This is a genomic window from Bradyrhizobium sp. i1.15.2 (assembly GCF_040548425.1).
GTDB lineage: Bacteria > Pseudomonadota > Alphaproteobacteria > Rhizobiales > Xanthobacteraceae > Bradyrhizobium > Bradyrhizobium canariense.
Genome location: NZ_JBEPRQ010000001.1, coordinates 41,283 through 67,500 on the forward strand (window position 1 = coordinate 41,283; position 26,218 = coordinate 67,500).

At 63.0% G+C, this 26,218-nt stretch carries 27 protein-coding genes; 12 read left to right on the top strand and 15 right to left on the bottom strand.

Annotation, left to right across the window (positions count from 1 at the left end):
- Positions 1-82: 82 nt before the first annotated feature.
- Together ABIB80_RS00220 and ABIB80_RS00225 are read left to right on the top strand one after the other, a co-directional pair.
- The gene (locus tag ABIB80_RS00220; RefSeq protein ID WP_007597239.1) at positions 83-316 is read left to right on the top strand and encodes a NepR family anti-sigma factor; all 234 of its coding nucleotides are present in this window, start codon (positions 83-85) and stop codon (positions 314-316) included.
- Positions 316-864, top strand: coding sequence for a sigma-70 family RNA polymerase sigma factor (locus ABIB80_RS00225; RefSeq protein ID WP_007597240.1), 549 nt, complete (start codon positions 316-318; stop codon positions 862-864). The genes ABIB80_RS00220 and ABIB80_RS00225 overlap by 1 nt, the downstream gene beginning before the upstream one ends.
- Before the next feature lie 131 nt (positions 865-995).
- Here the strand turns inward: ABIB80_RS00225 and ABIB80_RS00230 are convergent, their stop codons facing one another.
- The 8 genes from ABIB80_RS00230 to ABIB80_RS00265 all read right to left on the bottom strand — a co-directional run bounded on the left by ABIB80_RS00230 (position 996) and on the right by ABIB80_RS00265 (position 10,071).
- A complete protein-coding gene (locus ABIB80_RS00230; protein WP_219680390.1) occupies positions 996-1,694 on the bottom strand; it encodes a nitroreductase in 699 nt (232 codons plus the stop codon).
- Positions 1,695-1,833: 139 nt separating this feature from the next.
- Positions 1,834-3,078 carry an acyl-CoA dehydrogenase gene (locus ABIB80_RS00235; RefSeq protein WP_219680393.1) on the bottom strand — a complete coding sequence of 415 codons (1,245 nt, stop codon included), beginning with the start codon at positions 3,076-3,078 and terminating at the stop codon, positions 1,834-1,836.
- A gap of 137 nt (positions 3,079-3,215) precedes the next feature.
- Positions 3,216-4,463, bottom strand: coding sequence for an acyl-CoA dehydrogenase (locus ABIB80_RS00240; protein WP_219680396.1), 1,248 nt, complete (start codon positions 4,461-4,463; stop codon positions 3,216-3,218).
- A 140-nt stretch (positions 4,464-4,603) separates the two neighbouring features.
- The gene (locus ABIB80_RS00245; RefSeq protein WP_007597244.1) at positions 4,604-5,731 is read right to left on the bottom strand and encodes an acyl-CoA dehydrogenase family protein; all 1,128 of its coding nucleotides are present in this window, start codon (positions 5,729-5,731) and stop codon (positions 4,604-4,606) included.
- Between the two features lie 27 nt (positions 5,732-5,758).
- Positions 5,759-7,630 (bottom strand): AMP-binding protein, encoded by a 1,872-nt coding sequence (locus tag ABIB80_RS00250; protein WP_219680399.1) that lies wholly within the window; start codon positions 7,628-7,630, stop codon positions 5,759-5,761.
- 43 nt (positions 7,631-7,673) lie between these two features.
- Entirely contained in the window at positions 7,674-8,480 is an 807-nt protein-coding gene (locus tag ABIB80_RS00255; RefSeq protein WP_219680401.1) for an enoyl-CoA hydratase/isomerase family protein, read from the bottom strand.
- Between the two features lie 187 nt (positions 8,481-8,667).
- Positions 8,668-9,426 carry an SDR family NAD(P)-dependent oxidoreductase gene (locus ABIB80_RS00260; RefSeq protein WP_007615252.1) on the bottom strand — a complete coding sequence of 253 codons (759 nt, stop codon included), beginning with the start codon at positions 9,424-9,426 and terminating at the stop codon, positions 8,668-8,670.
- 66 nt (positions 9,427-9,492) lie between these two features.
- Positions 9,493-10,071 (bottom strand): TetR family transcriptional regulator, encoded by a 579-nt coding sequence (locus ABIB80_RS00265; RefSeq protein ID WP_473255131.1) that lies wholly within the window; start codon positions 10,069-10,071, stop codon positions 9,493-9,495.
- 232 nt (positions 10,072-10,303) lie between these two features.
- Between ABIB80_RS00265 and ABIB80_RS00270 the strand changes: the two genes are divergently transcribed.
- Together ABIB80_RS00270 and ABIB80_RS00275 are read left to right on the top strand one after the other, a co-directional pair.
- Positions 10,304-11,476, top strand: coding sequence for an acetyl-CoA C-acetyltransferase (locus ABIB80_RS00270; protein ID WP_219680406.1), 1,173 nt, complete (start codon positions 10,304-10,306; stop codon positions 11,474-11,476).
- A 48-nt stretch (positions 11,477-11,524) separates the two neighbouring features.
- A complete protein-coding gene (locus ABIB80_RS00275; protein ID WP_354126818.1) occupies positions 11,525-13,069 on the top strand; it encodes an acyl-CoA synthetase in 1,545 nt (514 codons plus the stop codon).
- 17 nt (positions 13,070-13,086) lie between these two features.
- Here the strand turns inward: ABIB80_RS00275 and ABIB80_RS00280 are convergent, their stop codons facing one another.
- Positions 13,087-13,629, bottom strand: coding sequence for a methylated-DNA--[protein]-cysteine S-methyltransferase (locus tag ABIB80_RS00280; protein ID WP_219680412.1), 543 nt, complete (start codon positions 13,627-13,629; stop codon positions 13,087-13,089).
- Positions 13,630-13,768: 139 nt separating this feature from the next.
- Here ABIB80_RS00280 and ABIB80_RS00285 point away from each other — a divergent pair, with 139 nt between their 5' ends.
- From ABIB80_RS00285 to ABIB80_RS00310, 6 genes are all read left to right on the top strand, one after another.
- Positions 13,769-14,587, top strand: coding sequence for an alpha/beta fold hydrolase (locus ABIB80_RS00285; RefSeq protein ID WP_354126819.1), 819 nt, complete (start codon positions 13,769-13,771; stop codon positions 14,585-14,587).
- Positions 14,588-14,589: 2 nt separating this feature from the next.
- Positions 14,590-15,402: an alpha/beta fold hydrolase gene (locus ABIB80_RS00290; protein ID WP_354126820.1), complete on the top strand. Its 813-nt coding sequence runs from the start codon at positions 14,590-14,592 to the stop codon at positions 15,400-15,402.
- A 197-nt stretch (positions 15,403-15,599) separates the two neighbouring features.
- Positions 15,600-16,274, top strand: a complete 675-nt coding sequence (locus ABIB80_RS00295) for a GntR family transcriptional regulator (protein WP_007597265.1) — start codon at positions 15,600-15,602, stop codon at positions 16,272-16,274.
- 137 nt (positions 16,275-16,411) lie between these two features.
- Entirely contained in the window at positions 16,412-17,212 is an 801-nt protein-coding gene (locus tag ABIB80_RS00300; protein WP_354126821.1) for a phytanoyl-CoA dioxygenase family protein, read from the top strand.
- Between the two features lie 137 nt (positions 17,213-17,349).
- The gene (locus ABIB80_RS00305; protein ID WP_354126822.1) at positions 17,350-18,678 is read left to right on the top strand and encodes an NAD(P)H-dependent oxidoreductase; all 1,329 of its coding nucleotides are present in this window, start codon (positions 17,350-17,352) and stop codon (positions 18,676-18,678) included.
- Between the two features lie 293 nt (positions 18,679-18,971).
- A complete protein-coding gene (locus ABIB80_RS00310; protein WP_354126823.1) occupies positions 18,972-19,679 on the top strand; it encodes a hypothetical protein in 708 nt (235 codons plus the stop codon).
- A 217-nt stretch (positions 19,680-19,896) separates the two neighbouring features.
- On the opposite strand, the gene ABIB80_RS00315 is transcribed toward ABIB80_RS00310, so the two are convergent.
- From ABIB80_RS00315 to ABIB80_RS00330, 4 genes are all read right to left on the bottom strand, one after another.
- Complete coding sequence (locus tag ABIB80_RS00315; protein WP_354126824.1) at positions 19,897-20,343, bottom strand: GNAT family N-acetyltransferase; 447 nt, start codon at positions 20,341-20,343, stop codon at positions 19,897-19,899.
- 55 nt (positions 20,344-20,398) lie between these two features.
- On the bottom strand, positions 20,399-20,851 hold the full coding sequence (locus ABIB80_RS00320; protein ID WP_354126825.1) for an NUDIX hydrolase: 453 nt from the start codon (positions 20,849-20,851) through the stop codon (positions 20,399-20,401).
- 189 nt (positions 20,852-21,040) lie between these two features.
- Positions 21,041-21,325 (bottom strand): hypothetical protein, encoded by a 285-nt coding sequence (locus tag ABIB80_RS00325; protein ID WP_354126826.1) that lies wholly within the window; start codon positions 21,323-21,325, stop codon positions 21,041-21,043.
- 28 nt (positions 21,326-21,353) lie between these two features.
- On the bottom strand, positions 21,354-21,725 hold the full coding sequence (locus tag ABIB80_RS00330) for a hypothetical protein (RefSeq protein WP_354126827.1): 372 nt from the start codon (positions 21,723-21,725) through the stop codon (positions 21,354-21,356).
- A gap of 604 nt (positions 21,726-22,329) precedes the next feature.
- Here ABIB80_RS00330 and ABIB80_RS00335 point away from each other — a divergent pair.
- On the top strand, positions 22,330-22,671 hold the full coding sequence (locus ABIB80_RS00335) for a DUF6984 family protein (RefSeq protein WP_354126828.1): 342 nt from the start codon (positions 22,330-22,332) through the stop codon (positions 22,669-22,671).
- A gap of 100 nt (positions 22,672-22,771) precedes the next feature.
- Here the strand turns inward: ABIB80_RS00335 and ABIB80_RS00340 are convergent, their stop codons facing one another.
- A complete protein-coding gene (locus ABIB80_RS00340; RefSeq protein ID WP_354126829.1) occupies positions 22,772-23,857 on the bottom strand; it encodes an SDR family oxidoreductase in 1,086 nt (361 codons plus the stop codon).
- Between the two features lie 303 nt (positions 23,858-24,160).
- On the opposite strand from ABIB80_RS00340, the gene ABIB80_RS00345 reads away from it, so the two are divergent.
- Positions 24,161-25,249 carry a TRAP transporter substrate-binding protein gene (locus tag ABIB80_RS00345; RefSeq protein ID WP_219680430.1) on the top strand — a complete coding sequence of 363 codons (1,089 nt, stop codon included), beginning with the start codon at positions 24,161-24,163 and terminating at the stop codon, positions 25,247-25,249.
- 255 nt (positions 25,250-25,504) lie between these two features.
- Here the strand turns inward: ABIB80_RS00345 and ABIB80_RS00350 are convergent, their stop codons facing one another.
- Positions 25,505-26,095, bottom strand: a complete 591-nt coding sequence (locus ABIB80_RS00350; protein ID WP_354126830.1) for a hypothetical protein — start codon at positions 26,093-26,095, stop codon at positions 25,505-25,507.
- Between the last annotated feature and the right edge of the window lie 123 nt (positions 26,096-26,218).

A 26,218-nucleotide genomic window follows, 5' to 3' on the forward strand; every position in this document is an offset into this window, starting at 1 on the left:
GAGCCTATCCAGGGAACGGCTCCCGGTTGAGAGAACTTCTCGATTTTACAGCTACTTAACTCGGGGAAACGTGGAACAGGTCATGAAAGATCTCAAGTCTCAAGCCAGCAAAAGCACGACCCCCGGCAAGGGAGGGCTCACTCCGGAGATTCAGTCCCGGATTGGGCACCAGCTGCGCGCCATGTACGACGACGTGGTGCGGCAGGGGGTTCCGGACCGGTTCGCGGAACTGATCAAGAAACTTGATGCGCCGGGAGCGACACCCCAAGTGGAAAATGGTGGCGGCTCCAACGACAACAACAATGGGAGGGATTGATGCCTCTCACGGACTCCCTGCGTAACGACATCCTGGCGGCCGTGCCCAGTCTGCGCGCGTTCGCCATCTCGCTCAGCGGCAATGCCGATCGCGCCGACGATCTTGTCCAGGAGACGCTGTTGCGCGCGCTCGCCAACATCGACTCGTTCCAGCCCGGCTCCAATCTGCCGGCGTGGCTGTTCACGATCCTGCGCAACCTGTTCCGCTCCGACTATCGCAAGCGGCGGCGGGAAGTCGAGGATGCCGAAGGCAACTATGCCAAGACGCTGAAGACGCAGCCCTCGCAGAACGCCCATCTCGAGTTCGAGGAATTCCGCACGGCGCTCGACAAGCTTCCGCAGGACCAGCGTGAAGCGCTGATCCTCGTCGGCGCCTCCGGCTTCTCCTATGAGGATGCGGCCTCGATCTGCGGCTGCGCGGTGGGCACGATCAAGAGCCGCGTCAACCGCGCGCGCTCCAAGCTCGCGGCGCTGCTCTATGTCGACGGCGCGGAGGATTTCGGGCCCGACGAGACCATTCGCGCCGTGATCGGCGGCAGCGGCGGCTGACGGCGGGCGTTATTCGGATTGAGACCGCGATGAAGGCGGCCGCTTCCGCGGCCGTCTTCGTATGTCTGACGTGATCGCGTCTGAAACGTGATGCGGGGCGTGCGCCGCCTCGATCACCGGTCCACGCCTGATTACTTGTCCACGAAGGTCACGGTCTCGGCCACGCTCGCACGCGACGTGCGGTAGCTGTTGACCTTATGGGCGTTGTCGGCATAGCCGAACGAAATGCCGCAAACGATGCGGCGATCATCAGGCAGATTGAAATGGCGGCGGATCAGGCCGGAGTGGCGCGCGAGCGCCGCCTGCGGAATCGTACCGAGCCCGAGCGCCTGCGCGGCCAGCATGAAGTTCGAGACATAGGCGCCGCAATCGATCGCACCGTAGATGCCGAGCGGCTCGTCGGTGTGGATGATGGCCACATGCGGCGCACCGAAGAAATTGTAGTTCTCTAGCGCCTGCTTCGCGTACGCCGTCTTGTCTCCGCGCACGATGCCGAGCGTGTTGTAGAGCTGAAAACCGCTCTCGCGGCGGCGTTCGAGGTACGCGCCGAGATATTCGCGTGGCGGCGGGAAATCATAGTCGTCCCCGAGACCGCCCGAAGCCTCCTTATAAATCAGATTGCGGAAACGCTCCTTGGCCTCGCCGCTGGCGATGACGATCTGCCAGGGCTGGCTGTTGCACCAGGACGCCGTGCGCTGCGCGGTGGTCAGCAAATGTTCGATCGTCGCGCGATCGACCTCCTTGGCCAGGAAGGCACGGACCGAGTAGCGCTCGTTGAGCAGCTCTTCGAGCACGCCGATGCGGTCGTCTTGCTTTACTTGTGCGTCCATGGATCAACTCGCGCCTTCTCTACGTAAGGTGGGCAAAGGCGCATAGCGCCGTGCCCACCGACAGACTTACCTCGGCGCATCTGCATATGGTGGGCACGCTTCGCTTTGCCCACCCTACAAGATACAGCGAGAGGCTAGATCACCGTCCCTTGGTCGGAATCTTGTTATACGGCACGTCCTTGTCGACGCGGATGTCGCCCGGCAATCCCAGCACGCGCTCGGCGATGATGTTGCGCAAGATCTCGTCTGTGCCGCCCGCGATACGCATCGAGGGCGAGGACAGCAGCATCTGCTGAAACTGGCCCTGCACGGTTTCCTCGTCGCTGCCTGTAAGAACGCCGGCCGCGCCCTGGAGGTCCATGGCATAGGTCGCGATGTCCTGCAGCATCATGCCGGACACGAGCTTGCCGATCGAATTCTCCGGCCCCGGCCGTTCACCCTTGGACAGCGCCGAGATCGCTCGGTAGCTGGTGTATTTCAACCCGCTCGACTTCACGGCCCAGCTCGCAAGTTTTGAGCGCACGGCGGGATCGTCGATGGCGAGGCCATCCTCCATCATCAGATTGGAGCAGAACTCGAACATCTCGGGCACGCCGGTCGCAAGCCGCGAGCCGATCGACATCCGCTCGTTCATCAACGTGGTCAGCGACACGCTCCAGCCCTCGCCGACGGCGCCGAGGCGCTGGCTGTCGGGAATGACGACGTCGGTGAAATAGACCTCGTTGAACTCCTGCATGCCGTTGGCCTGCTTGATCGGCCGCACCTCGACGCCAGGGCTCTTCATGTCCAGGAAGAACATGGTGAGACCCTTGTGCTTGGGCACATTGGGATCGGTGCGCGCGATCAAAAGTCCGTAGTCGGAATAGTGCGCGCCGGAGGTCCAGATCTTCTGGCCGTTGACGACCCAATTGTCGCCCTTCTTCTCCGCGCGCGTGCGCAAGCCCGCGACGTCGGAGCCCGCCGACGGCTCGGAGAACAGCTGGCACCAGATCTCCTCGCCTGCGGCCAGCTTCGGCAAATGGCGCCGCTTGGCGTCCTCGCTGCCAAAAGCCATCACGGTTGGGCCGCACATGCCCTCGCCGATCTGGAACGGCTGCGTCAGCTTGCCATAGACGCCTTCCTCCTGCTGCCAGATCACCCGCTCGATCGGCGTTGCACCCCGGCCGCCATATTCCTTGGGCCAATGTAGGCAGGCCCAATTGCCTTCGGCCTTCTTCTTCTGCCAGGCCTTGCCGACATCGACGATGTCGTGGTTGGCGAGCCGGATACGGCCGAGCGAGGATTTTGACAGCTCGGCCAAAAACTCCTTCGGCGCGTTGGCCTCGACCCATTTGCGCGCGGTCTCGCGGAATGCGGCTTCCTGCGGGGTGTCGTCGAAATTCACGGCGGACCTCTTCGTTCTTGCTCTGTCTTAGTCCCTCATGGTGAGGAGGCGCGCAGCGCCGTCTCAAACCACGAGGCCCCAGTCGGGCCTGCATCCTTCGAGACGCCGCGTTCCGCGGCTCCTCAGGATGAGGATCATCAACCTCTTCCCTTCGTCGGGATCTTGTTGAACGGCACGTCCTTGTCCACCCGGATGTCGCCGGGCAGGCCCAACACCCGCTCGGCGATGATGTTGCGCATGATCTCGTCGGTGCCGCCTTCGACACGCGTGCCCGGCGCGCGCAGCAGCATCGCCTGGAAACGGCCGGCGAGTTCGGAATCTTCAGGACCGCTGATCACACCGGCGGCGCCTTGCAGATCCAGCGCATAGGTCGCGACATCCTGGATCATCGAGCCCGCGACCAGCTTGCCGATGGAATTTTCCGGCCCCGGGCGCTCGCCCTTAGACAGCGCGGAGATCGCGCGCATGCTGGTGTAGCGCAACCCGCTCGCCTTCACCGCCCAGCTCGCCAGCTTCGCGCGCACCGCGCGGTCCTCGATTGCCGGGCCATCGTCCAGCATCAGGCTGGAGCAATATTCGAACAGCTCGGGGAAGCCTGTCGAGACGGCCGCGCCGATCGCGCTGCGCTCGTTCATCAGCGTGGTCAGCGAGACGTTCCAGCCGTCACCGACCTCGCCGAGGCGCTGATGATCGGGAATGCGAACATTGGTGAAATAGACCTCGTTGAAGTCGGAAGCGCCGCTGGCCTGCTTGATCGGCCGCACCTCGACGCCGGGGCTCTTCATGTCCAGGAAGAACATGGTCAGGCCCTTGTGCTTGGGCACGGTCGGATCGGTGCGGGTGAGCAAAATGCCGTAATCGGAATAGTGCGCGCCCGACGTCCAGATCTTCTGGCCGTTGATGACCCACTCGTCGCCGTCTTTCTCCGCGCGCGTGCGCAGGCCCGCAACGTCGGAGCCGCCCGCGGGCTCGGAGAACAGCTGGCACCAGACCTTTTCGCCGGAGGCGAGCGGCGGCAGATAGGCGCGCTTGTGCTCCTCGCGCGCGAACGCCATCATGGTCGGCCCGCACATGCCGTGGCCGATGATGAACATGCGGGATAGCTGGCCGAACGGCCCCTCTTCCTGCTGCCAGATCACACGCTCGATCGGCGACGAGCCGCGGCCGCCATACTCCTTCGGCCAGTGCAGGCAGGCCCAGCCGGCATCGGCCTTCTTCTTTTGCCAGGCCTTTGCCACTTCCAGAATGTTGGCGTTCTTCAATTGCGTGCGGCCGAGCGAAGACTTGCGAAGCTCCTCCTCGTACTGCTTCGGTGCATTGGCCGCGATCCAGGCGCGAGCAGTGGCGCGAAATTCAGCTTCCTGCGGGGTATCGTCGAAGTTCATGGTTCTATTCTCTCTGTCATTCCGGGGCGCGCGAAGCGCGAACCCGGAATCTCGACGTTATTCACTCATCTCTGGATTCTCGGATGTGCAATTGCACATCATAGTTCGCCGCTCTGCGGCGCCCCTGAATGACGATAACGTCACGCCGCGTTCTTCTTGCGCATACGGTCGATCAACTGGTCTTCCCAATAGGACAGGCTGCCGAGCCCGAGCGCCATGGCGTTGGCACGGCGGTAGTACATGTGGCAGTCGAACTCCCAGGTGAAACCCATGCCGCCGTGAACCTGGATGTTGTTCTTGGCGCAGTGCTGGAACGCCTGCGTCGCGCTGATGCGCGCGGCTGCAGCCGCTTCCGGCAATTCGGATGCATTGGTCGAGAGCGCCCAAGCGCCGTAATAGCTGTTGGAACGTGCCAGCGTCGCCGACACGTACATGTCTGCCAGCATGTGCTTGACGGCCTGGAACGAGCCGATCTGTCGGCCGAAGGCGATGCGGTCGAGCGCGTAGTCGCGGCCCATCTCCAGCGCGCGGTCGGAGCCGCCCACCTGCTCGAACGCGCAGAGCACCGCGGCGCGATCGAGCACTTGAGTCAAGATGCTCCAGCCTTCGCCGGCCGCGCCTAGCGGCTCTGCCTTGCAATCCCTGAAAGTGATCTCGGCCTGTCCGCGGGTCGGATCGAGGTTGGTCAGGCTTTTCACCTCGACGCCGCCGTCCTTGAGATCGACGATGAATAAGGAGATGTCGCCGTCGCGCCCGCTCGATCCCGTGCGTGCCGCGACCACCGCGAAGTCGGCGATCGCGCCATCGGGGACCGGCTTCTTGACACCGTTGAGCACGCCGTTCGCAGCCGTCAGCTTGACGTTCTTCGGCGACGGATTGCCCTTGCCCTCGAACAGCGCCAGCGTTCCGATCGCCTCGCCCGAGGCAATTGCCGGCAACCATTTCTTCTTCTGCGCGTCGCTGCCGGCGATCAGCAGCGCTTCGGCTGCGAGATAGACGGTGGAGGAAAACGGCACCGGTGCGTTCGCCCGGCCCATCTCTTCAGCGATCACGCAAAGTTCGAGATGACCGGCGCCCGCGCCGCCAAAATCCTCGGGAATGGCGACACCGAGAAAACCCATCTCGGCGAGGCTCTTCCACAGCTCCTTGTCGTATGGCGCCTTGCCGTCGAGAACCATGCGCACAGCTTTGGGTGGGCACTTCTCGGTGAGGAATTTGCGCGCCTGATCGCGGAGCTGCTTTTGGTCGTCGGAGAAATCGAAGTTCATGGCGCGTATCCGTGTTGATGATGTCGATTACTTGAGAATGATGACGTCCCGGTCGAGCTTGTCGGCATAAAGCCGCTCCACCAGGGCGGCACGGCGCTCCAGGCCGGCGCGCTGGTTGATGTAGCCCTTGTCGGTGAGCTCGTTGCCGTCGATCGAGGGCGGTTCCGCCATCAGCATGGCGCGCGCGATGATACGGCTGCTGGCGCCTTCGCACTCCTTGTTGTGAGCCTCCAGCCCGCGCCTGAAGCAGGCGATCACCTCGGGATGCTTCACTGCGTCTCCGAAGCTGAGATCGGGATTGCCGACGAGCTGGCGGCAGGCATGCAGATTCGGCCAGGCCAGCAGGCCGATGAAGGCGCGATCCTGCCCCGCGACCAGCGCATCATGCACGACCGGCGTCGCGGCGGCGATCGCATCGGTGCGCAGCGAGCCGACATGGACGAAGGTGCCGGTGGTCAGCTTGAAATCCTCGACCACGCGCCCGGCAAAGATGATTCCCTTCACCGGATCGGAATCGTCGACGAAGATGCCGGCGTCACCGATGCAATAAAAACCTTCCTCGTCGAACATTTTCTTCGTCAGGTCAGGCTGGCCGAAATATCCCGGCGTGACGTTGACGCCGCGCAGACGCAGCTCGTATTTCGAGCCGCAAGGCACCATCTTCAACTCGACGCCGGGGAACGGCAGGCCGATCAGGCCGACGCGCTCGGTGTCCCAATAGGTGCCGGTCGAGGTCGGCGCGGTCTCGGTCGAGCCCCAGCCGGTGTAGAACACGATGCGCTCGCCAGTGGTCTTCACGGCCAAAGCCTGCATGCGGTCGTAGAGATCATCCGGCAGTCGTGCGCCGCCATAGGCCATGATCGAGAGGTTCTTGAAGAAGGACCGGCACAGCGCCTCGTCCTTCTCCATGGCCGCGGCGAGCGCGGCATAGCCGGCGGGCACGTTGGCGTAATAGGTCGGCGAGATCTCGCGCAGATTGCGCAGCGTCTCATCGAACTGGCCCGGCATCGGCCGGCCGTCGTCGATATAGAGTGTGCCGCCGTCGACCAGGATCGGGTGGAACGCCGCATTGCCGCCCATCGTGTGGTTCCAGGGCATCCAGTCCAGCATGGTCGAGATCGGACCGCCGGGATCGCGCGGCCGCACCTGCATCATCATCGCCGCATTGGCGCACATCATCGCTTGCGTGTTGATGACGGCCTTGGGCATGCCGGTCGAGCCTGACGTGAACAGCAGTTTGCCGACGGTCTCAGGCGTGATCTTTGCAATCGACGTTTCGACATCGGCAGTCACGGCCGTCGCCGCGAGCGCGGCAAAGCTGACGCTCTCGATGTCCTCGCAGGGTCGCAAGACGTGAACGACGGTGACGCCGGTGAGATCGAGCGCTTTCAGCGCCTTCTCGAAGGTCGGGCCGTCCTGCACCATCACCACGCCGGGCTTGATCAGGTCGAACAAATATTTCAGCTTGACGTGATCATGGCTCATTAAGGAGTAGGCCGGCGAGACCGGCGCGGCGGGGACGCGAGCCTGCATCGCGGCCTGCGTCATCAGCGCGTGCTCGATCGAATTGCCGGAGAGGATCGTGACCGGGCGGCCGTCGAGCGCGAGATTGAGCAGGCCTTGCGTCAGCGCATCCACGGTGCGCTTGGCCTCCCCATAGGACACCTTACGCCATTCGCGGTTCGGGCCGCCGCGCTGGGCAAGCCAGATCCGCTCGGGCGCTTCCTTCGCCCATTTTGCCAGCGAAGCCGGGATATGCTTCTCGTAGGTCTGCAGCGGGATGCGCGACTTCAGCACCACCGTGCCGTCGTCGCGGCGCTCGACATCGATGTCGCGCGCAAGCCACTTGACCTTGCGAAAGGCGGGCTTCGTCATCACCGCCGCCGCGCTTCCACTCATTGTGCGTCTCCCGGAATTTCTCGTCCTTTACGGATCTTCATTGTCAGCGCCTGATATAGACAGGCTTTCGCTTCTCAAGGAAGGCCCTGATGCCTTCCGAAAACTCCTCGGAGCGGCTGCACAGGACCTGGTTGCGATCCTCCATCGCGATCACGGCTTCCAGCGATCCGGCATCGACGCTCATGTTGAGACATTCCTTGGACAGGCGTAAGCCCACGGGCGAGGCCGTGATCATCGCGTCGACATAGGGTTCGGCGGCATCATCGAGCTTGTCCTCCTCGACGACCTCGGAGACCAGCCCGACCGCGAGCGCCCGTTCGGCGCCGATGAAGCGCCCTGTGAGAATCAGCTCCGAGGCCACGGAGACACCGACCAGGCGCGGTAGGAAATAGCTGGTGCCGATGTCGCAGCCGCCAAGGCCGAGCTTGATGAAAGCGCAGTTCATCCGCGCCGATCTCGTCGCGATGCGAATGTCGGAGGCGAGCGCCAGCGCAAAGCCGCCGCCGGCCGCCGCGCCCTGTACCAGCGCGAGGATCGGCTGCGGACAGCGCCGCATCAGCATCACGATGTCGGCGATGCGCCGCTGCGAGTCCAGCGACTCCGTGACACCGGGCGGCTCCTGCTGGCCGGCACGACGCGCCATCGCCGCCTTGAGATCGAGCCCTGCGCAAAAATTCTTGCCGGCGCCCTTCAGCACCACGACGCGCGTGTCGCGGTTGCGCTGAAGGCCCTGGAAGTAGACATTGAGCGCGTCGATCAGCGCAGGATCGAGCGCGTTGAGGTGTTCGGGACGATTGAGCGTCACGGTGTCGACGCCGTCGTTGTGCTCGATCAGCAGCGGTTGGGACATGAGGCGCCTCGTGCTTGCCGCCATTCGCGGTGCCGATTGCTGCGCCCTCTCCCCTTGTGGGAGAGGGCATGTACGCTGTGAGCTCGGAATTCGCCTGGGTGAGGGGTCTGTCTCCGTGGATAGAGACCCCTCATCCGGCGCGCTACGCGCGCCACCTTCTCCCACAAGGGGAGAAGGAAAAAGAGCCCTAACGCGGCGCCATGCGGATCGCGCCGTCGAGGCGAATTGTCTCGCCATTGAGCATCGGGTTCTCGACGATGTGCACGGCGAGCGAGCCGTATTCATTGGCGTCGCCGAGTCGCGCGGGATGCGGCACCTGGGCACCGAGGCTCTTGCGGGCCTCTTCGTTCAAGCCCATCAGCAGCGGCGTCAGGAACAGGCCGGGCGCGATGGTGTTGACGCGGATCTTCTGGCTCGCTAGATCGCGCGCCGCCGGCAGGGTAAGGCCAACGACACCGCCCTTCGACGCCGCATAAGCGATCTGGCCGATCTGGCCTTCGTAAGCCGCGACCGACGCCGTGTTGACGATGACGCCGCGCTCTTCACCGACCGGCTCGATCGTGACGAGGCGCTCGGCGAACAGACGCAGGCAGTTGAAGGTGCCGATCAAATTGACGTTGATGATGCGCGCGAATTTTTCCAGCGGGTAGACGCCGTCGCGGCCGACGATGCGCTGCGATCCGCCGATGCCGGCGCAGTTCATCAGCACGCGCGCGACGCCGTGCGCAGCTTCCGCCTTGGCGATCGCCGCCTTGATCTGCTCCTCGCTGGTGACATCGGCGTGGAGCGCGATGCCCTTCACTTCGGCGGCGACCTTCTCAGCGTTTTCCTTACTCTGGTCGATCACGCCGATCTTGGCGCCCTTGGCGGCCATGGCGCGGGCGGTCGCGGCACCAAGGCCCGACCCGCCGCCGGTGATAAGAACGGCTACGTCTTTCAACTGCATCGCAAATACCTTTCCTCTACCTTTTCCTTGGGCGTTTCTTCTCTAGACTTCTGCGTTCTGGCCAGATCATCCGGCCGCGGCAGCTTCCTCGCCTTGCGTGAGGATGCCGCCGCAGATCAGCGTTTCCATGTGCTTGATATATTGCCGGCAGACGTCGTCGGTGACCGGGCCGACGCCGGTCGCGCGTGACATCGCGTGCCGGCCGAAGAACAAATGATCGCAGGCGCCGATCAGGCTGGTGTAGAACAACACCGGATCGGTGGCGCGGAATTCGCCCTGACTGACGCCTTCGGCTAGCAGGCGGCGATGGAAATCCAGCAGCGGCGCGACGAAGAATTTCGAGACTTCGTCCGCGGAGCCCGCGACGCTCTCGTGCAGCAGATAGTGAATCAACCGGTTCATGTAGGGAAACCGGTGATAGGCGCGGATGATGCCGCCGATGTGCAGCTTCAGCTTCGCGGTCGGCGTGATCGGCTGCGCCAGCAGATATTCGAGATTGGACAGTTCCGTCCCCGCGTCGCGCTCGAGCAGCGCCAACAGTAGGCCGTCCTTGTTGCCGAAGTGATATTTGACCAGCGCCGCGTTGGCGCCGGACTTCTGGGCGATGTCGCTCAGCGAAATCTCGATCGAGGAGCGTTCGATCATCAGCTCGCTCGCGGCCACGAGCAATTTCTCTGCCGTGGAATTCTTTCCGCTGGGGAGCCTGTTCGGTACGCTGGTAGTCACGGAGATCCCCGATTTAGCGCGAGAGCCGCCGCAGATAAGCCCAAGCAGCGCCTCTCCACAAGAGTTAATTGATCGATTGACTAAACGACCAGTCGCCCCTTAAATCCGCCCCGACAACCAACCATTCAGAATAATCCAGGGAGAAACCGACATGGCCGAGGCTTACATCGTCGCCGCTGCGCGTACCGCCGGTGGGCGCAAGGGGGGCCGCCTCGCCGGATGGCATCCGGCCGATCTCGCCGCGAAGGTGCTGGACGAGCTGGTCGACCGCACCAAGGTCGATCCTGCGCTGGTCGAGGACGTGATCATGGGCTGCGTCATGCAGGTCGGCGAGCAGTCCAACAACGTCGCGCGCAACGCGATTATGGCCTCGAAGCTGCCGGAGAGCGTGCCGGGCACCTCGATCGACCGCCAGTGCGGCTCCTCGCAGCAGGCGCTGCACTTCGCAGCCCAGGCCGTGATGTCCGGCGCGATGGACGTGGTGATCGCCGCCGGCGTGGAATCGATGACGCGCGTACCGATGGGCCTGTCGTCGCAGCTTCCCGCCAAGAACGGCTTTGGCAATTACAAGAGCCCGGGCATCGAGCAGCGTTATCCGAACATCGTGTTCAGCCAGTTCACCGGCGCCGAGATGATGGCCGAGAAGTACGGCCTCTCCAAGGATGAGCTCGACGAGTACTCCTACAACAGCCATCAGCGCGCGATCGCGGCAACCCAGGCCGGCCACTTCAAGAAGGAGATCGTGCCGCTCGAGATCACCCGCGCCGACGGCTCCAAGGACACCCACCACATCGACGAAGGCATCCGCTTCGACGCCACGCTCGACGGCATCAAGGGCGTCAAGCTGATCGCCGAGAACGGCAAGCTTTCCGCGGCCAGCGCCAGCCAGATCTGCGACGGCGCTTCCGGCGTGATGGTGGTGAACGAGCGTGGCCTGAAGCAGCTTGGCCTGAAGCCGCTGGCGCGCGTCCACCACATGACCATGATGGGCGGCGATCCCGTGATCATGCTCGATGCTCCGCTGCACGCCACCAAGCGCGCGCTGGAAAAGGCCGGCATGACGATCGACGATATCGACCTGTTCGAAGTCAACGAGGCCTTTGCTTCGGTACCGACGGGGTGGTTGAAGACCACCGGCGCCGATCCGGAACGTCTCAACGTCAATGGCGGCGCCATCGCGCTCGGCCATCCGCTCGGCTGCTCCGGCACCAAGCTGATGACGACGCTGGTGCATGCCCTGCATCAGCGCGGCAAGCGCTACGGCCTGCAGACCATGTGCGAAGGTGGCGGCATGGCGAACGTGACGATCGTGGAGCGGCTGTAAGCCGTTACTCGCCAATAGTGTCGTCCCGTATGCCTTAGGACCGCGCTTATGACTCACCCCTCCATCTACGCCCGCGCCACACCCGACAAGATCGCCTATCAGATGGCCGGGACCGGCAAGGCGATCACCTATCGCGAGCTCGACGAGCTTTCGAACCAGGGGGCGCACCTGTTCCGCTCGCTCGGGCTGAAGGCCGGCGACCACATCGCGCTGCTGATGGAGAACCGCCTCGCCTTCATGGAGATCTGCTGGGCGGCGCAACGCAGCGGGCTCTATTACACCGCGATCAGCCGCTATTTGAAGCAGGACGAGATCGACTACATCATCGCCGATTGCGGCGCCAAGGTCGTGATCACGACACCGAAATGCGCCGACCAGATCAAGGCCCTGATCAAGGGTGCGCCCGGCGAGCCGGTCTTCTACATGATGGACGAGCCACTGTCAGGCTTCCGCTCCTACGACAAGGAAGCGGCCGCCCAGCCAACAACGCCGATCGCCGACGAGGTCGCCGGCTATGACATGCTATATTCGTCGGGCACCACGGGCCGACCCAAGGGCATCAAGAAGGCGTTCGAGGGCAAGCCGATCGACGAGCCGAACGCGTTTCTGCGTGTGCTCTGCGCCAGCATGTGCGGCATGAACGCCGAGACTATTTATCTCTCACCGGCTCCGCTTTATCACGCCGCTCCCTTGCGCTTCAACATGATGGCGATCCTGCTCGGCGGCACTTCCATCATCATGGAGCACTTTGACGCCGAAGATTTCCTGAAGCTGGTCGAAAAGTACAAGGTGACCCACGCGCAGCTCGTGCCGACCATGTTCGTGCGCATGCTGAAGCTGCCGGACGAGGTCCGCAACCGCTACGGCGTCTCGACACTGAAGGGCGCGATCCACGCCGCCGCCCCCTGCCCGGTCGAGGTCAAGGCCAAGATGATCGAATGGTGGGGGCCGATCCTGATCGAGTATTACGCGGGCTCCGAAGGCAACGGCGTCACCGTCTGCAACTCGAAAGAATGGCTGGAGCACCGCGGCAGCGTCGGCCGCGCCGTGGTCGGCAAAATCAAGATTCTGGACGAGAACGACGGGGAGCAACCGACGGGCGAGATTGGCACGGTCTATTTCGCCGATGCGCCTGTGTTCACCTATCACAACGATCCCGAGAAAACGAAGAAGGCCTACAACGCAAAGGGCTGGTCGACGCTCGGCGACGTCGGTTATCTCGATAAGGACGGCTTTCTCTTTCTCACCGACCGCAAGTCTTACATGATCATCTCCGGCGGCGTGAACATCTACCCGCAGGAGACCGAGGACGTGCTCATCACCCATCCTGAAGTCGCCGACGTCGCCGTGTTCGGTGTGCCGAACGAGGAGATGGGCGAAGAGGTCAAGGCCGTGGTGCAACCGCACAATCCCAAGCGCGCCGGCAGCGAGCTCGAGGCCGACCTGATCGCCTACTGCAAGAGCCGCCTCTCGACGATCAAATGCCCGCGCTCGATCGATTTCGAAGCCGAGCTGCCGCGCACGCCCACCGGCAAGCTGGTGAAACGGCATTTGCGCGACAAATATTGGCCGAAGGCGGCGGCGAAGATTTAGCCCGCGGCGGCATCGCCTCAATCGAACAAGCTCGGCGTGTGGTTCACCAGCGCGCCTTCGATCTCGAGCATCTTCAGCTTCGTCACCACGCCGCCATTCGCGGAGAAGCCGCCGGGCTTGTTGCCGGCCGCCAGCACGCGATGGCAGGGCACGACGATCGGGCACGGGTTGCGGCCGAGCGCCTGGCCGACGTCACGCGACAGCTCGACGCCGCCGAGCTGCCTGGCGATGTCGCCATAGGTGACGGTCTTGCCTGGCGGAATGGTGCGGGCGATGGCGTAGACGCCGCGGTTGAAGTCGGGGACGCCGTCGAGATCGAGCGGAATGTCGGTGAGGTCATCCGGCTCGCCCGCGAGCAGTTTTGTGATGCGGTCGATCGCCTGCTGCACTTCGGCAGTCGGCTCGGCTTCGCTGGCGTCAGCATGCCGCTGGCTGATGCGGGTGCGGATCTTCTGCTCACCACCCATCGGCAATTGCGTGCCGTTGATGCCGCGCGGACCCCAGGCAATGGCGCAAAGGCCGATCTTGCTATCGAACAGGGCAAAATGCTGGTCGGTCATGGCTTGGTCCCTGGCTTGCGTTCCCTTGCATGCCCCCAATGTGAACTGAGCTCAAATCTAAGCTTGGAAATAGTTGCGATCCACCCGGTTTCCGGGAATCTTGCACAGGAGTTCCGCCTCCCCTTTCGCGAGCCCGCAAATGCAAAGTCTCCACGTCAACGGATACGACATGCCCTATCTCGACGTGGGCGAAGACCGGGGCCGACCACCGCTGGTTTGCGTGCATGGTTCGCTCAACGACTTCCGTGTCTGGGGCTGCGTGCTCGGGCCGCTATCCCAGCGGCACCGGCTGATCTGCGTCAGCCTGCGGCATTTCTTCCCGGCGCGATGGGATGGCGTCGGCGACACCTATTCGATCGCCCAGCATGTCGACGACGTCATCGCCTTCATTGAGGAACTCGACCTTGGCCCGATCGATTTGATGGGCCATTCCCGCGGCGGGCACATCTGCTTCCGCGTGGCGCAGCGGCGGCCGGAGCTGCTCCGGCGGTTGGTGCTGGCCGAGCCCGGCGGGGAGCTCGATGCGAGCCTCGACCCCGATTATGCCGGCGACCCCTCGCCACTGCTGGCGCGGTTCACGGCCTCGGCCGAGAAGATCGCGGCCGGCGACATCGACGGCGGCCTTGCCGTCTTCGTCGACACGCTGGAAGGGCCCGGCACCTGGCCGCGGCTGCCGGCGCTGGTGAAGCAGAATCTGCGCGACAACGCCTTCACGCTGATCGGCCAGGTCCGCGACAACCGCCCGCCGTTCTCGAAGGCGGACGCGGAGTCCATCGGGATGCCGACGCTATTCATCCTGGGCGCGCGGACCAAGGGCCTGCTGCCGAAAGTGCTGCATGCGCTGGCGGCGCATGTGCCGTACTCGAAGACGGCGATCATTCCGAACGCGACGCATCCGATGTTCGAGCAGGCGCCGCAGAAATATTCCGAGATCGTGCTGGATTTCCTGGCGAGCTGACCATGCAGACATTTCGCGTCAACGGTTACGACATGGCCTATCTCGAAATCGGCGAGGGCCGTCCGCTGGTCTGCGTGCACGGCACGCTCGGCGATTTCCGCACCTGGTATCCAGTGCTCGGCCCGCTGTCGAAATCGCATCGCGTGATCCCGGTCAGCCTGCGGCATTTCTTTCCCGAGCACTGGGATGCCGTCGGCGACGACTACAAGATGGCCCAGCACGTCGCTGACGTGATCGCTTTCATCGAGCAGGTCAAACCCGCGCCGGTCGATTTGATGGGCCATTCGCGCGGCGGCCACATCGCGTTTCGCGTGGCGCAGTCGCGGCCGGATCTGTTGCGCAAACTGGTGCTGGCCGAACCCGGCGGCGATCTCGACGCGAGCCTGCCGGTGCCTGCGGGCACGCCTGCGCATCCGCCGCTGGCCGCGCGCACGGCGCGCTCGGTCGAGATGATTCGCGCCGGTGACATCGAGGGCGCGCTGCAGAACTTCTACGAAGGCATCGAAGGCGACGGCTCATGGCGGCGCGTGCCGGCGGCGGCCAAGCAGCAATTGCGCGACAACGCGATCACCTTGCTCGGCCAGATCAACGAGCAGCGCAGGCCCTACACGCTCGCGGATGCGCAAGCGATCACGACCCCGACGCTCCTGATCGGCGGCGGCGCGACGACGGGGAGCCTGTCGGTGATGTGGCGCGTGCTGGCCGAGCACATCGCGGGGGCGAAGACGGCCGTGATCCCCAATGCCGGGCACTGGATGTTCGAGCAGGCGCCGCTGGAGTTCGGCGCGGCGATGAAAGCGTTCCTGGCGGAGTAGGTGCCTCACCCCTCTTTTTCTTTTTCCTCGAAAACAACCCCATGCACAGTAGCCGACCCTAGCAATATCAAGGGCTTGGCGAAGCGCAAAAAACGAGGTCGGACGCCCCCTTGGCCGCGCTTGACGCCCTCGCCCTCGCGCCGTACGTTTGAATACGGAATTCCGTATTCCCTGTTGCCGTTCTGGGAGCTGCCGGCGTGATCCCCCTCGACCCGCTTCCGAACTTGATCGACCAGGTCTATGCGCGGATCCTGGAGGCGATCTCCGACCGCACGCTGCAGCCCGGCCAGCGCATCCGGCAGAACGAGCTCGCCGACAGGCTCGGCGTGTCGCGCCAGCCGGTGTCGCATGCGCTACACCTGCTGCACCGGCAGGGGCTCGTCGCGGAAAGCGGCCGGCGCGGTTTTGAAGTCACCCAGCTCGATCCCGCACGCATCCGCCAGCTCTACGAGGTGCGCGGAGCCATCGATGCCCTGGCGGCGCGGCTTGCCGGCGAGCGCGCCGCAAGCGATGCGGCGGGACGCGCGCGGCTGGAGGCGGCGCTCGCCGCCGGACGCGGGATCGACGGCAAGACCGCGCTCGCCGAGCTGATTGCGCTCGACGTCGCGTTTCATCGCGCGATCTATCGGCTCGCCGGCAATCCCGTGATCGAGGAGACGATCACGCCGCAATGGCCGCATATGCGCCGCTCGATGGCGACGGTGCTGTCCGAACTCGACTATCGCGGCAGCGCCTGGGCCGAGCATGCCGACATTGCCGGACACATTCTCGCGGGCGACGCGAAGGCGGCCGAGCGTGCGGCGCTTGCGCACGCGCAAACGGCGGGACGAATGACCGAAGAGCGATTGAGGGCGACGGAAGAGGCGGCGTAACCGCACACGCTGTCGTTCCGGGGCGATGCGCAGCATCGAGCCCGGAATCCATCGGACGGCCTATGCTGCGGAGATTCCGGGTTCGCGACTTCGTCGCGCTCCGGAATGACAAGAAACAAACCAAAGGAGGACGCGCCATGAAACTGTCCCAGGAGCAATTGGAGTTCTTCCACCGCGAGGGCTGGCTGTTCCTGCCGGAATTGTTCAGCCCGGAGGAGGTCGATCTCCTCGCGCGCGAGGCGGTTGCCATCTATGACGCGAACCGGCCGGAAGTCTGGCGCGAGAAGAGCGGCGCGCCGCGCACCGCCTTTGCCGCGCATCTCTACAACGAGGCGTTCGGCATTCTGGGTGCGCATCCGCGCATGATCGACCCGGTCGAGCAATTGTTCGGCGAGCCCGTCTACATGCACCAGTTCAAGATCAACGCAAAATCCGCCTTCACCGGCGACGTCTGGCAATGGCACCAGGATTACGGCACCTGGAAGCGCGACGACGGCATGCCCGAGCCGCGCGCGATGAACATCGCGATCTTCCTCGACGAGGTGATGCCGATCAACGGCCCGCTGATGCTGGTGCCGCAGAGCCAGAACGCCGGCGACCTCAAGGCCTCGCACGACCTCGCGACGACTTCGTATCCGCTGTGGACGCTGGACGAGGAGACCGTGACGCGGCTGGTCAAGCAGGGCGGCATCGTGGCGCCGACGGGAAAGCCGGGCGGCATGCTGATGTTCCACGGCAATCTCGTGCATGGCTCGGCCGGCAACATCACGCCCTACCCGCGCAAGATCGTGTACCTGACGCTGAACGCGGTTTCGAACTACATCCGAACCCCGACAAGGCCGGAGTACATTGCGCATCGCGACTTCGCGCCGATCCAGACGGTGGAGGACGACGCGCTGCTACGGCTCGCCCGTGCGCCGCGGCAGGCGGCGGAGTAAGCGTCATTCCGGGGCGGCGCGTAGCGTCGAGCCCGGAATCCATCAGGCCGCAGAAGTCGCGGATGGATGGATTCCGGGCTCGCGCTTCGCGCGCCCCGGAATGACGAGCTTCAATCGTTGCGCTTAGGACAAGCCCCATGAACCTCTTCCGCCTCCTCCAGGCTCGCGCTTCCGCCGGCAAGCCCGTCCGTGTGGCGCTGATCGGCGCCGGCAAATTCGGCTCGATGTTCCTGGCGCAGGTGCCGCACACGCCAGGGCTGGAGGTCCCCATCATCGTCGACATCAATCGCGACCGTGCGCGCGAGGCCTGCCGCACCGTCGGCTGGGACGCGGCGCGGATCGCCGCCACCGTCTTCACCGATGACGGCGCGCGCGCCATTGCGGGCGGCGCGATGGACGTGGTGGTGGAGGCGACCGGCAATCCAGCCGTCGGCATCAGGCACGCGCGTGCCGCGATCGCGGCCGGCAAGCATATCGTGATGGTCAATGTCGAGGCCGACGTGCTGGCGGGTCCGCTGCTCGCCGAGGAAGCCCGCAAGGCCGGCGTGGTCTATTCGCTCGCCTATGGCGACCAGCCGGCGCTGACCGCGGAGATGGTGGATTGGGCCCGCGCCACCGGCTTTCACGTGGTCGCCGCCGGCAAAGGGACAAAATATCTGCCGGCCTATCACGACGTGACGCCGGATGGCGTCTGGCAGCATTACGGGTTGAGCGCGGGCGAGGCGCAATCGGCCGGGATGAATCCGCAGATGTTCAACTCCTTCCTCGACGGCACCAAGTCGGCGATCGAGATGGCCGCGATCGCCAATGCCTGCGGACTCGACGTGCCTGCGGAGGGCCTGCTGTTTCCACCCTGCGGCGTCGACGACCTGCCGCACATCATGCGGCCGCGCAGCAGGGGCGGCGTGCTGGAGCGGTCGGGCGTCGTGGAGGTGGTCTCCTCGCTCGAGCGCGACGGAAGGCCGGTGTTTCGCGATCTGCGCTGGGGCGTTTACGTCGTGCTGGAGGCGCCGAACGACTACGCCGCCGACTGCTTCAGGCAATACGGCCTCAAGACCGACGGCAGCGGACGGTATGCTGCGATGTACAAGCCCTATCATCTGATCGGCCTCGAGCTGAACATCTCGGTGCTGTCGGCCGCGCTGCGGGGCGAGCCGACCGGGCAGCCCCATGGTTTCCACGGCGACGTCGCCGCCGTGGCCAAACGCAATCTGCGCGCGGGCGAGATGCTGGACGGCGAAGGCGGCTACACGGTGTGGGGCAAGCTGGTGCCGGCGGCCGCGAGCCTCAAGGCCGGCGCGCTGCCGATCGGCCTGGCGCATCGGCTGAAGCTGAAGCACGACGTCGCCCATGGCGAGATCGTGCGTTGGAGCGACGTCGAGTTCGACGCGGGCAACGAGACGGTCAGGACGCGGCGGGCGATGGAGGCGGCCTTCGCAAGCGCAGATCAGGCCGCGCACTCATAGATCGAGATTCATTGGTGCGGCCTGAGCGATGTCCGCTGGCCGACGCTTTGCGGACTCAAGCTGACCATCGATTCAGGTCAGCTATGGGCCACAAGCCGACATTCAAACCTGCTCCGTTTGCTCGCTAACTCGCTGAGGCGAGAGTCCCCCGAAGCGACCTTGTCGAGGTATGAATCCATGTTTACGGAGCCGCACAGCCGAAGTTAACCAGTTAGACAATCTCTGGTGGTACCAGATCCCTATAGATCGTCCGACTCAAGCGAGTGACGCTTGATCGCAGCGCGAGGCGTTCGGTGACGCAGGCAAGGTGGCGAAGCTATCTCCGCATCGTCGCGATAGGGCTGGTGGCTATCGCTGTTGCGGGTTGTTCTAAGAGCTATCGGTACAAGCTGACAGTTGCGGTCAATACGCCGGACGGCGTCAAGCACGCTTCGAGCGTCGTTGAGGTGTTGGTGGAGAATGTCGTCTTTCCTGAGCGCGGCACTTTTAGCAATTTGCGCGGCGAAGCCCTTTACCTCGATCTAGGCTCAGGCGCGAGGCCCTTGGTCGCGCTGCTGACAAACCAAATTCGCGGGTACTATGGCTGGACCCGTTATGCAGGACCGAACCTTGAGTTCGTGTGCGAGCTTTATAACATGGCGCCGCCGACGAACATCATGGATGCCGTGGCCACAATCGCCCGCCAGCGCGGCCCGCGCAAGATTGACTCGGGACGACTGCCCGATCTCGTTACTTTCGCCGACGTCAATAATCCTGGGTCGGTCATCCAGGTCAATCCGGACAACTTGCAGGCAACGCTAGGTCCGGGCGTGAGCTGGAATGAAATCACGCTAGAGGTGACTGATGAGCCCATTACAACGGGCATCAAGTCTCGGTTGCCCTGGTTATCTGCCTATCGTGGCAAGAGACTGGACGGCCGTACAGATCATGGCAAAAACACTCTCGCGAATACCCTGACCATCGCCGACTTTGCTCAGCCCAGAGACATAGAGAAAGACTAGCGTTCTGGTTCTCCGGCAGCCGAACCGGTTCTGACTGAGCGTTGATCGTCACTCAGGACAGTTATCGAAGTCCGTTCCGGGTCAATTGCGGCGGCGTCCCGCTGAGCGACCGACTTCCGGTCCTCGCCTGCGTCCGGACATGTCGCTGCACTCGCGACTGGCGCGACGGGCCAATTCCCGACACGTCCCCAAGGAACATCGGAGGGCCAATCGACACCTACCGCCGCACTTCGAAGTAAGTCTTGCCGCCTCGTTCGAATCCTGCTCGCTCGTAGAAGCGCAGGGTCGCCTCACGCTTGGACCCCGTCGCCAAGTGGACCTTATAGCAATCGGCCTGCGATGCGATCTCAAGCGCATAGGTGAGAACCCGTCGCCCGAGCCCTGATTTGCGATGGTCGGTGTGGGTGACTACATTTTCAATGACGCCATATGATCGGCCGCCCCGAGACAGATTGGGCACAATTGCGAGCGTGCACGACGATAGAAGCTGTTCACCTGCTTGCGCCACGATCACAGTCATAAACCCCGATGAAAGCAGATTGGACCAGACGCGCTCAGCCGTAGCTGGCGCCAGTGGGGGTTCCTGCGGATGGAGATGCCCGTAAAGGTTCAGAACCTGATGCAGGTCGCGTTCTGTTGCGTGACGGACAATAGCATCTTTCATGTAGTGATCTCTTGCAAAGCAAGTCGCAGTTGCGGAGCAAATTGCAACGACAATCTCACATTGGAGGCCGCACTGTCTCCAGAACTTTGAGAGCCTCCACCACCGAATTGTAGATTAACTGGTCATCCGGCTTGCGGTTCTCTTTGAGCTTCTCCACGTTCGCGCGATCAACCCAGAGAGTCTCTGACACTTTGCCGGTTTCCAGAGCTGGTTTTGTGAGGTCCCCGTCGACGGTCACGATGAACTGTCGTTCTTCATAGGGTGTCGGCCCATAGCTCCAATACTTAGGTGTTAGCTCAAGAACGATGTTCTTAAGGTGCCAGCCTGTCTCCTCATGTATTTCGCGGCGCAGAGCAGAAAGAACGTGCTCGTCGTCTTTGACGTGCCCGCCGATCAAGTCCCAACACCTGGGAAACAACTCACGCGTCGATGAGCGCCTTTGCACAAAGACGCGTCCTCGACCATCAACGACCATCGCGTCCGCAATAAGCTGCCTTCTTAGTAACATTTCGTCGGTCTCGGAGTGCGGTAAAGATTAGCCTTTGCGGCGCCCACTTGAGGCCCATGCCGTAGCTTCAAGGGGCGATTTTGATCCAGCCGTCCGAGCTCCGCAACGGGTCCACAAGCGGTCCTCCACCGGCGGCGCGCGGCAGGTCAGCTAGGGACCAATACGGACATCAACAGGATGTTGCCAGAGTCATGGCTGCTTGTCGTGGGGCAATCCAACAACAATGCCAAGGAACCAACCGCCAAAGAAGGACACAACAAGCATGAGGAGATAGGTCGTTGCGAAGGGACCGACCTCCTGCTTGCCTTGAATACGATCAAACTCTAGTAGGACCAGCGCAAAGACTGCCGCGCAGAATGCCGGCAGAAATGCCGCAAGCCTTCCCTGAGGATTCCGTGATAGAGCCGTGGATCGACGATACGATATCACGGCACTCGAGGCGACCACGATCAGACAGGCGATGAGGAAGTACATGTGGGCGCCTTAACCGTCTGGGATATGTCTAGCCACAGATCTGACGCGCGGCGCCGTGCTGTTCATGCATCGAACCATTCAGCCAAAGTCCATAGCCGATGGCGATATGAAAGACAGCGTATGTGAGCGCATTTTCAATAACGAGGGACGCAGGCCCGCCCTCGGTGAGGAAAGCTTTCTCGGCAAACCAGCCAGAATAATACACAAAATAGGCGCCAGCGAATCCGCGCCAAAACATACCGGGAAGAAAATCGATCTTGAATGCCATCAGCACGAGACCGCTGGCCGCAAGCACCTCAATTACAAAGTCGACAATCTGCACCGCAGTGAAAGTCCCAACGTCGCCGATTCCGTAAGACGCGAGCAAGACAGCGAAGAATGCAAAAAGCTTCCAACCCACGTAGACCTCCGACTTTGCTTGCGCTGCGCAAGGTAGAGATCATCAGTAAAGCCATCGCTTCTAGGCTTAGTTTAGCTTAGGTTTCGACGGTAGCTCAAAGCTTAAGAAAATAAGTAGATTTCGGGATCGGCCTTGAGGTCGGAGGCGATCGACGCAACCAGAAGAGCGGCCAGATTGCGAACGACAAGACAATCCACCAAAAGCCAAGGAGGCATAGCCCAAACCAAAGGTGATGCGCACCTTGGCTGACCGACCCCAGAAAGCACCTTACGCCTGTCGGTGGACATAGCGCGTTTGAAAAACGAACCAGCCAGGTTGCTGGCGTCCAAACGATCAAGAAAAAGGGCCGTACCATTTCGTGACTAAAAGCACCTGCTGCTATCACGCCTAAGGCGCAGAGCAGTCCGACTAGCAAGTGCGAAATCAGTCGCATTAGTGTTGGCAACCTCGGTCGGTCTAAGGACGATAGCAAGAACGACTATGTTCCGCTACGATCAAAAGCTGCTCTTGCACTTCGTGCCGGACACGTCCGCCATGGGCCAGAACGGACATCGCGAGCGCGGCGTGATATGGGCCAATGCACCTAGCCGCTACGAGAAAGAAGATGCCGCGCCCACTTACCCCCGACGAGCACGATCTGGTTGTCTTTATTCTAGGTCAGCATTCGCCCTTGCAGGACCATTTTGGCTTCGTCGACGAAATGAACGACGGTGGGATGGGTAGCCTTCTCTTCGAAGGTGCCGCAGACCGGCGTTTCGGCCGATGTATTGGCGAAGCCGAATTTGACGACGCTGATGGAGTGCTGGTGTCGGTCGCGCTGAACCTCGATCAGCGCGGCGAGCTGTTTGAACTTGATCTTTGGAAGGTCGACTTTTCGCCGCTACAAAGGATCGCCGCGCTGGGTGATGTCCGTCCCTCACGGTGGTTGCGACAGAAGCTCAGATAAGCCAGACTTAAAGCCGTTCGAACCGGCTTGGCCGGAGGACCGATCCGGGTCACAATCTGATCTGGGCAACGATCCCGGACGTACCGGCTTTGGTTCTGCGTCATGGCAGCAGCCGCTCTTGCTTCGCCTGCCTGAACCACTTCCGGAACATGTCTTCGGTGTCCATCATCTCGGTGAAGCCGGCGCGGTTGATCTTCACGGTCGAGACGATCGAGGGCGGACCGGATTCGGTCTGGCCGTAGCGCAGGCTGTAATCGGCGTATTGGAACGAGAGGCCGACGAATTCGGCCAGCGCAGGCGATACGAGGTCGTGCTTGCGCCGCAGCGCATCCCAGGGGCCGACCCAGGATGGAAAAGCCCTGGCGAGCGACAGCGGGACCGGCTTGCCCGGCTTCATCTCCAGCGCATCGGCGACCGCAGGCCAGATGTTCTCCCAGGTAAAGACGTCGCCATTGGTCACGTTGAAGGCTTCGTTGCGCGCGGCCTCGGCCTCGCCCGACCAGGCGATGGCGCGGGCGAGGAGGTCGACATCGACAGCCTGCGCCACCCGCGCGGCGCCGCCGGGGTAATCCAGCGGCCTGCCCTGCTCGCGCAGCATCGCGGCATAGACGCCGAGCGGCGGGATCAGGTCCATGGCGCCGCCCATGGCGAGGCCGACGATCAGCACCGGCCGCAGGATGCTCCAATGCCAAGCCTTGCCGGCTTGCAGTTCGCGCAAGAAGTTTTCCTGCGCCCAGTAGAAATTGGGCTGCTCGTACATTTCGGAACGGCCTTCGCGAGCCGGCACGGTCAGGGGGCGAACGTGGACGCCATAGGCCTTGGTGCCCTGCAACAGGGCGACATGCTTGAGGCCGGGTGAGACCGGCTCGAGCGCACCCATCAGATTGCGCAGCATCAAATCGTTGGTCTTGATCTGCTGCGGGTCGCGCCAGCCGTCGACGAGTTGCGGCGCCTCGTAGAGCGCAGCGTAGATCAGATGCGTCGCGCCGCTCAGTTCCGAGGCGGCGCGGCCGCAATCCGCTGCGCTGGTCAGGTCGATCGGGACATGACGGGCGCCGTAGAGGTCGCGCGGCCTCCGCCGGGACAGGGCAATGACATCGCACCCGCTCGATATGCCGAAGTGTCGCAACGCGGCATTGCCGACGAGACCGCTCGCTCCGGCGACCACGATCGTCTTGCCCGTCATGCGCGAGCCTCCCTGGTTTTTGCGCGATGGAATAGCAGATCGCGTGCCAGCCCGACTTGCGTCAGGCTGGCGTTCGCACCTGCGAGGCGCCCATGAGGCTTGAGACATCAGACTTGATTCCGGCGAAGCGCCCGGTCATCCTCGCTCGCGGAACCGCAACGATCGGAATTCCATCTACGAGTGCCCGCAAGGGCCGTTCGGAAACGCCACAACGTCTCAACAGAAAACGTCGAGCGTCGACGAAGACAAGACGACACCAAGATCGTTCCCTGGTCGAAGCATCGACTTAGCGGAGGGAAGCGCATGGAACGTCGTAAATTCCTGACGGCAGGCGGATTGGGCTTGGCCGCAAGTGCCGTCGCTGCGCCAGCGATCGCGCAGTCGATGCCCGAGATCAAATGGCGATACGCCGCGAGCTGGCCCAAGGCGCTGGATACGCTCTACGGCGGCTGCGAATATTTCGCCAAGCGCGTTGCCGAGATCACCGACAATCGTTTCCAGATCCAGCCATTCGCCGCCGGCGAAATCGTGCCGGGTCTGCAGGTGCTCGACGCCGTCGCAAACGGCACGGTCGAGATGGGCAACACCGCGCTGTACTACTATTGGGGCAAGAACCCCGCTTTCACGTTCGGCACGTCGCTGCCGTTCGGCTTGAACACGCGGCAGCACATTTCGTGGCTGCAGTGGGGCGGTGGCCAGGACCTGATCAACAATCTGCTGAAGGAATACAACACCATCGGCATTCCGACCGGGTCGACCGGCGCGCAGATGGGCGGCTGGTTCCGGAAGGAGATCAAGTCGATCGACGATCTCAAGGGACTGAAATTCCGGGTCGGCGGTTTTGCCGGCACGATCATCGCCAAGGTCGGCGGCGTGCCGCAGCAGATCGCGGCGGGCGATATCTATCCCGCGCTGGAGAAGGGCACGCTCGATGCCGCCGAATGGGTCGGGCCCTATGACGACGAGAAGCTCGGCTTCGTGAAGGTCGCGAAGTACTATTACTATCCCGGTTGGTGGGAAGGCACCGGCCAGGGTCACAACATCATCAATCTCGACAAGTGGAACACGCTGCCGAAGCACTATCAGGCCGCGGTCGACGCCGCGTCGCGCGATACCTTCACCTGGGTGACCGGCAAATACGATTACGTCAATCCGCCGGCGCTGAAGCGTCTGCTGGTGGCCGGCGCGATCCTGAAGCCGTTCCCGCAGGAAGTGCTGGAAAGCTGCTATGGCGCGGCCAACGAGATCTACGCCGATCTCGCCAAGACCAATCCGCATTTCGGCAAGATGTATGCGAGCCTGACTGGTTTCCGCAGCGAATCGCTGGCCTGGATGCAGGTCGCCGAGCTGAGCTTCGACAGTTTCATGATGCGGATGCGGACGCGAACGTGAGACGCTGAGCAAGGCGTGAGGTCAGAAACGACGAAAGCCCCGGAGATGTCTCCGGGGCTTTTTGTTGCAGCGATGATGGCGATTACGGAGCGAAGCGAGTTGGGCGCTCGTGCCCCGGACGCAACGCAGCGTCTCTTCGACGATGCATTGCAGAGCCGGGGCCCATGCCGATGACGATCCCGTGGCCTCTGGGTCCCGGCTCTGCGCAGCAACGCTTCCGCGTTGCAGCGCGTCCGGGACAAGAGAGTTGCGTCCTCAATTCTGATCGTCACCCAGGGCTGCGACCAGCTTGTCGTAGTACTTGCCGACGACATCGATGTTGGCCTTGTTCTCGATCTGCGGCGCCGGCGTCTTCAGCGCTTCGTTGAGCTCGTCGAGCGCTTCCTTCTTGTCCTTGGCCGGCATCTTCTTGTCGGCCTGGACCTGCGCGATCTGCGCCTTGATCACGGCTTCGGTGCCGACATATTTCTTGGTCGCGGGATCGAAGCCGCCGAGCACGAGGCTGATGTTGTCGACGACGTTGTTGTAATCATCGTAGCTGGCAAAGCCGTTCTTCTTGGCGACGCCATCGAGCTGCGCGATCACCTTCTGGTCGGGGGCGGTGTTCTCGGGCAATTTTTCCGTGATCGCATCCATGTCCTTCTGCGCGGCGAGCACGCCGTCGAGCTGCTTGTCGGTCAGCGCGATCTGCTTCAGCGCGGGAGCCTGCGCGGGCGCGGCCTGTTGCGTCGGCGCCGGTTGCTGCTTGGCCTGCGCGAGTGCGGTGCCGGACGATGCAAGCGATGCTGCGGACAGAAGGCACGCGAGGCCGAGCGCGGAGAGGGCGGGACGAAGCAAGGCTGGCATGGAGGTCTCCTCGGATCTTTGATTGGCAGGGGTCAGAGCCGGGATCGGATTATCGGTCCCCGCGTGAATGCCTCATGAACTTCCGCCTGACCGCTTTCAACTCAACGAGAGCGCGGACAATGG

Bases quoted from the DNA above. Each gene is read 5' to 3' on its own strand.
- ABIB80_RS00220 (WP_007597239.1), top strand. From the start codon at position 83: ATGAAAGATCTCAAGTCTCAAGCCAGCAAAAGCACGACCCCCGGCAAG.
- ABIB80_RS00225 (WP_007597240.1), top strand. From the start codon at position 316: ATGCCTCTCACGGACTCCCTGCGTAACGACATCCTGGCGGCCGTGCCC.
- ABIB80_RS00230 (WP_219680390.1), bottom strand. From the start codon at position 1,694: ATGGACGCACAAGTAAAGCAAGACGACCGCATCGGCGTGCTCGAAGAG.
- ABIB80_RS00240 (WP_219680396.1), bottom strand. From the start codon at position 4,463: ATGAACTTCGACGATACCCCGCAGGAAGCTGAATTTCGCGCCACTGCT.
- ABIB80_RS00245 (WP_007597244.1), bottom strand. From the start codon at position 5,731: ATGAACTTCGATTTCTCCGACGACCAAAAGCAGCTCCGCGATCAGGCG.
- ABIB80_RS00250 (WP_219680399.1), bottom strand. From the start codon at position 7,630: ATGAGTGGAAGCGCGGCGGCGGTGATGACGAAGCCCGCCTTTCGCAAG.
- ABIB80_RS00255 (WP_219680401.1), bottom strand. From the start codon at position 8,480: ATGTCCCAACCGCTGCTGATCGAGCACAACGACGGCGTCGACACCGTG.
- ABIB80_RS00260 (WP_007615252.1), bottom strand. From the start codon at position 9,426: ATGCAGTTGAAAGACGTAGCCGTTCTTATCACCGGCGGCGGGTCGGGC.
- ABIB80_RS00265 (WP_473255131.1), bottom strand. From the start codon at position 10,071: ATGATCGAACGCTCCTCGATCGAGATTTCGCTGAGCGACATCGCCCAG.
- ABIB80_RS00270 (WP_219680406.1), top strand. From the start codon at position 10,304: ATGGCCGAGGCTTACATCGTCGCCGCTGCGCGTACCGCCGGTGGGCGC.
- ABIB80_RS00275 (WP_354126818.1), top strand. From the start codon at position 11,525: ATGACTCACCCCTCCATCTACGCCCGCGCCACACCCGACAAGATCGCC.
- ABIB80_RS00280 (WP_219680412.1), bottom strand. From the start codon at position 13,629: ATGACCGACCAGCATTTTGCCCTGTTCGATAGCAAGATCGGCCTTTGC.
- ABIB80_RS00285 (WP_354126819.1), top strand. From the start codon at position 13,769: ATGCAAAGTCTCCACGTCAACGGATACGACATGCCCTATCTCGACGTG.
- ABIB80_RS00290 (WP_354126820.1), top strand. From the start codon at position 14,590: ATGCAGACATTTCGCGTCAACGGTTACGACATGGCCTATCTCGAAATC.
- ABIB80_RS00300 (WP_354126821.1), top strand. From the start codon at position 16,412: ATGAAACTGTCCCAGGAGCAATTGGAGTTCTTCCACCGCGAGGGCTGG.
- ABIB80_RS00305 (WP_354126822.1), top strand. From the start codon at position 17,350: ATGAACCTCTTCCGCCTCCTCCAGGCTCGCGCTTCCGCCGGCAAGCCC.
- ABIB80_RS00315 (WP_354126824.1), bottom strand. From the start codon at position 20,343: ATGAAAGATGCTATTGTCCGTCACGCAACAGAACGCGACCTGCATCAG.
- ABIB80_RS00320 (WP_354126825.1), bottom strand. From the start codon at position 20,851: ATGTTACTAAGAAGGCAGCTTATTGCGGACGCGATGGTCGTTGATGGT.
- ABIB80_RS00325 (WP_354126826.1), bottom strand. From the start codon at position 21,325: ATGTACTTCCTCATCGCCTGTCTGATCGTGGTCGCCTCGAGTGCCGTG.
- ABIB80_RS00335 (WP_354126828.1), top strand. From the start codon at position 22,330: ATGCCGCGCCCACTTACCCCCGACGAGCACGATCTGGTTGTCTTTATT.
- ABIB80_RS00340 (WP_354126829.1), bottom strand. From the start codon at position 23,857: ATGACGGGCAAGACGATCGTGGTCGCCGGAGCGAGCGGTCTCGTCGGC.
- ABIB80_RS00345 (WP_219680430.1), top strand. From the start codon at position 24,161: ATGGAACGTCGTAAATTCCTGACGGCAGGCGGATTGGGCTTGGCCGCA.
- ABIB80_RS00350 (WP_354126830.1), bottom strand. From the start codon at position 26,095: ATGCCAGCCTTGCTTCGTCCCGCCCTCTCCGCGCTCGGCCTCGCGTGC.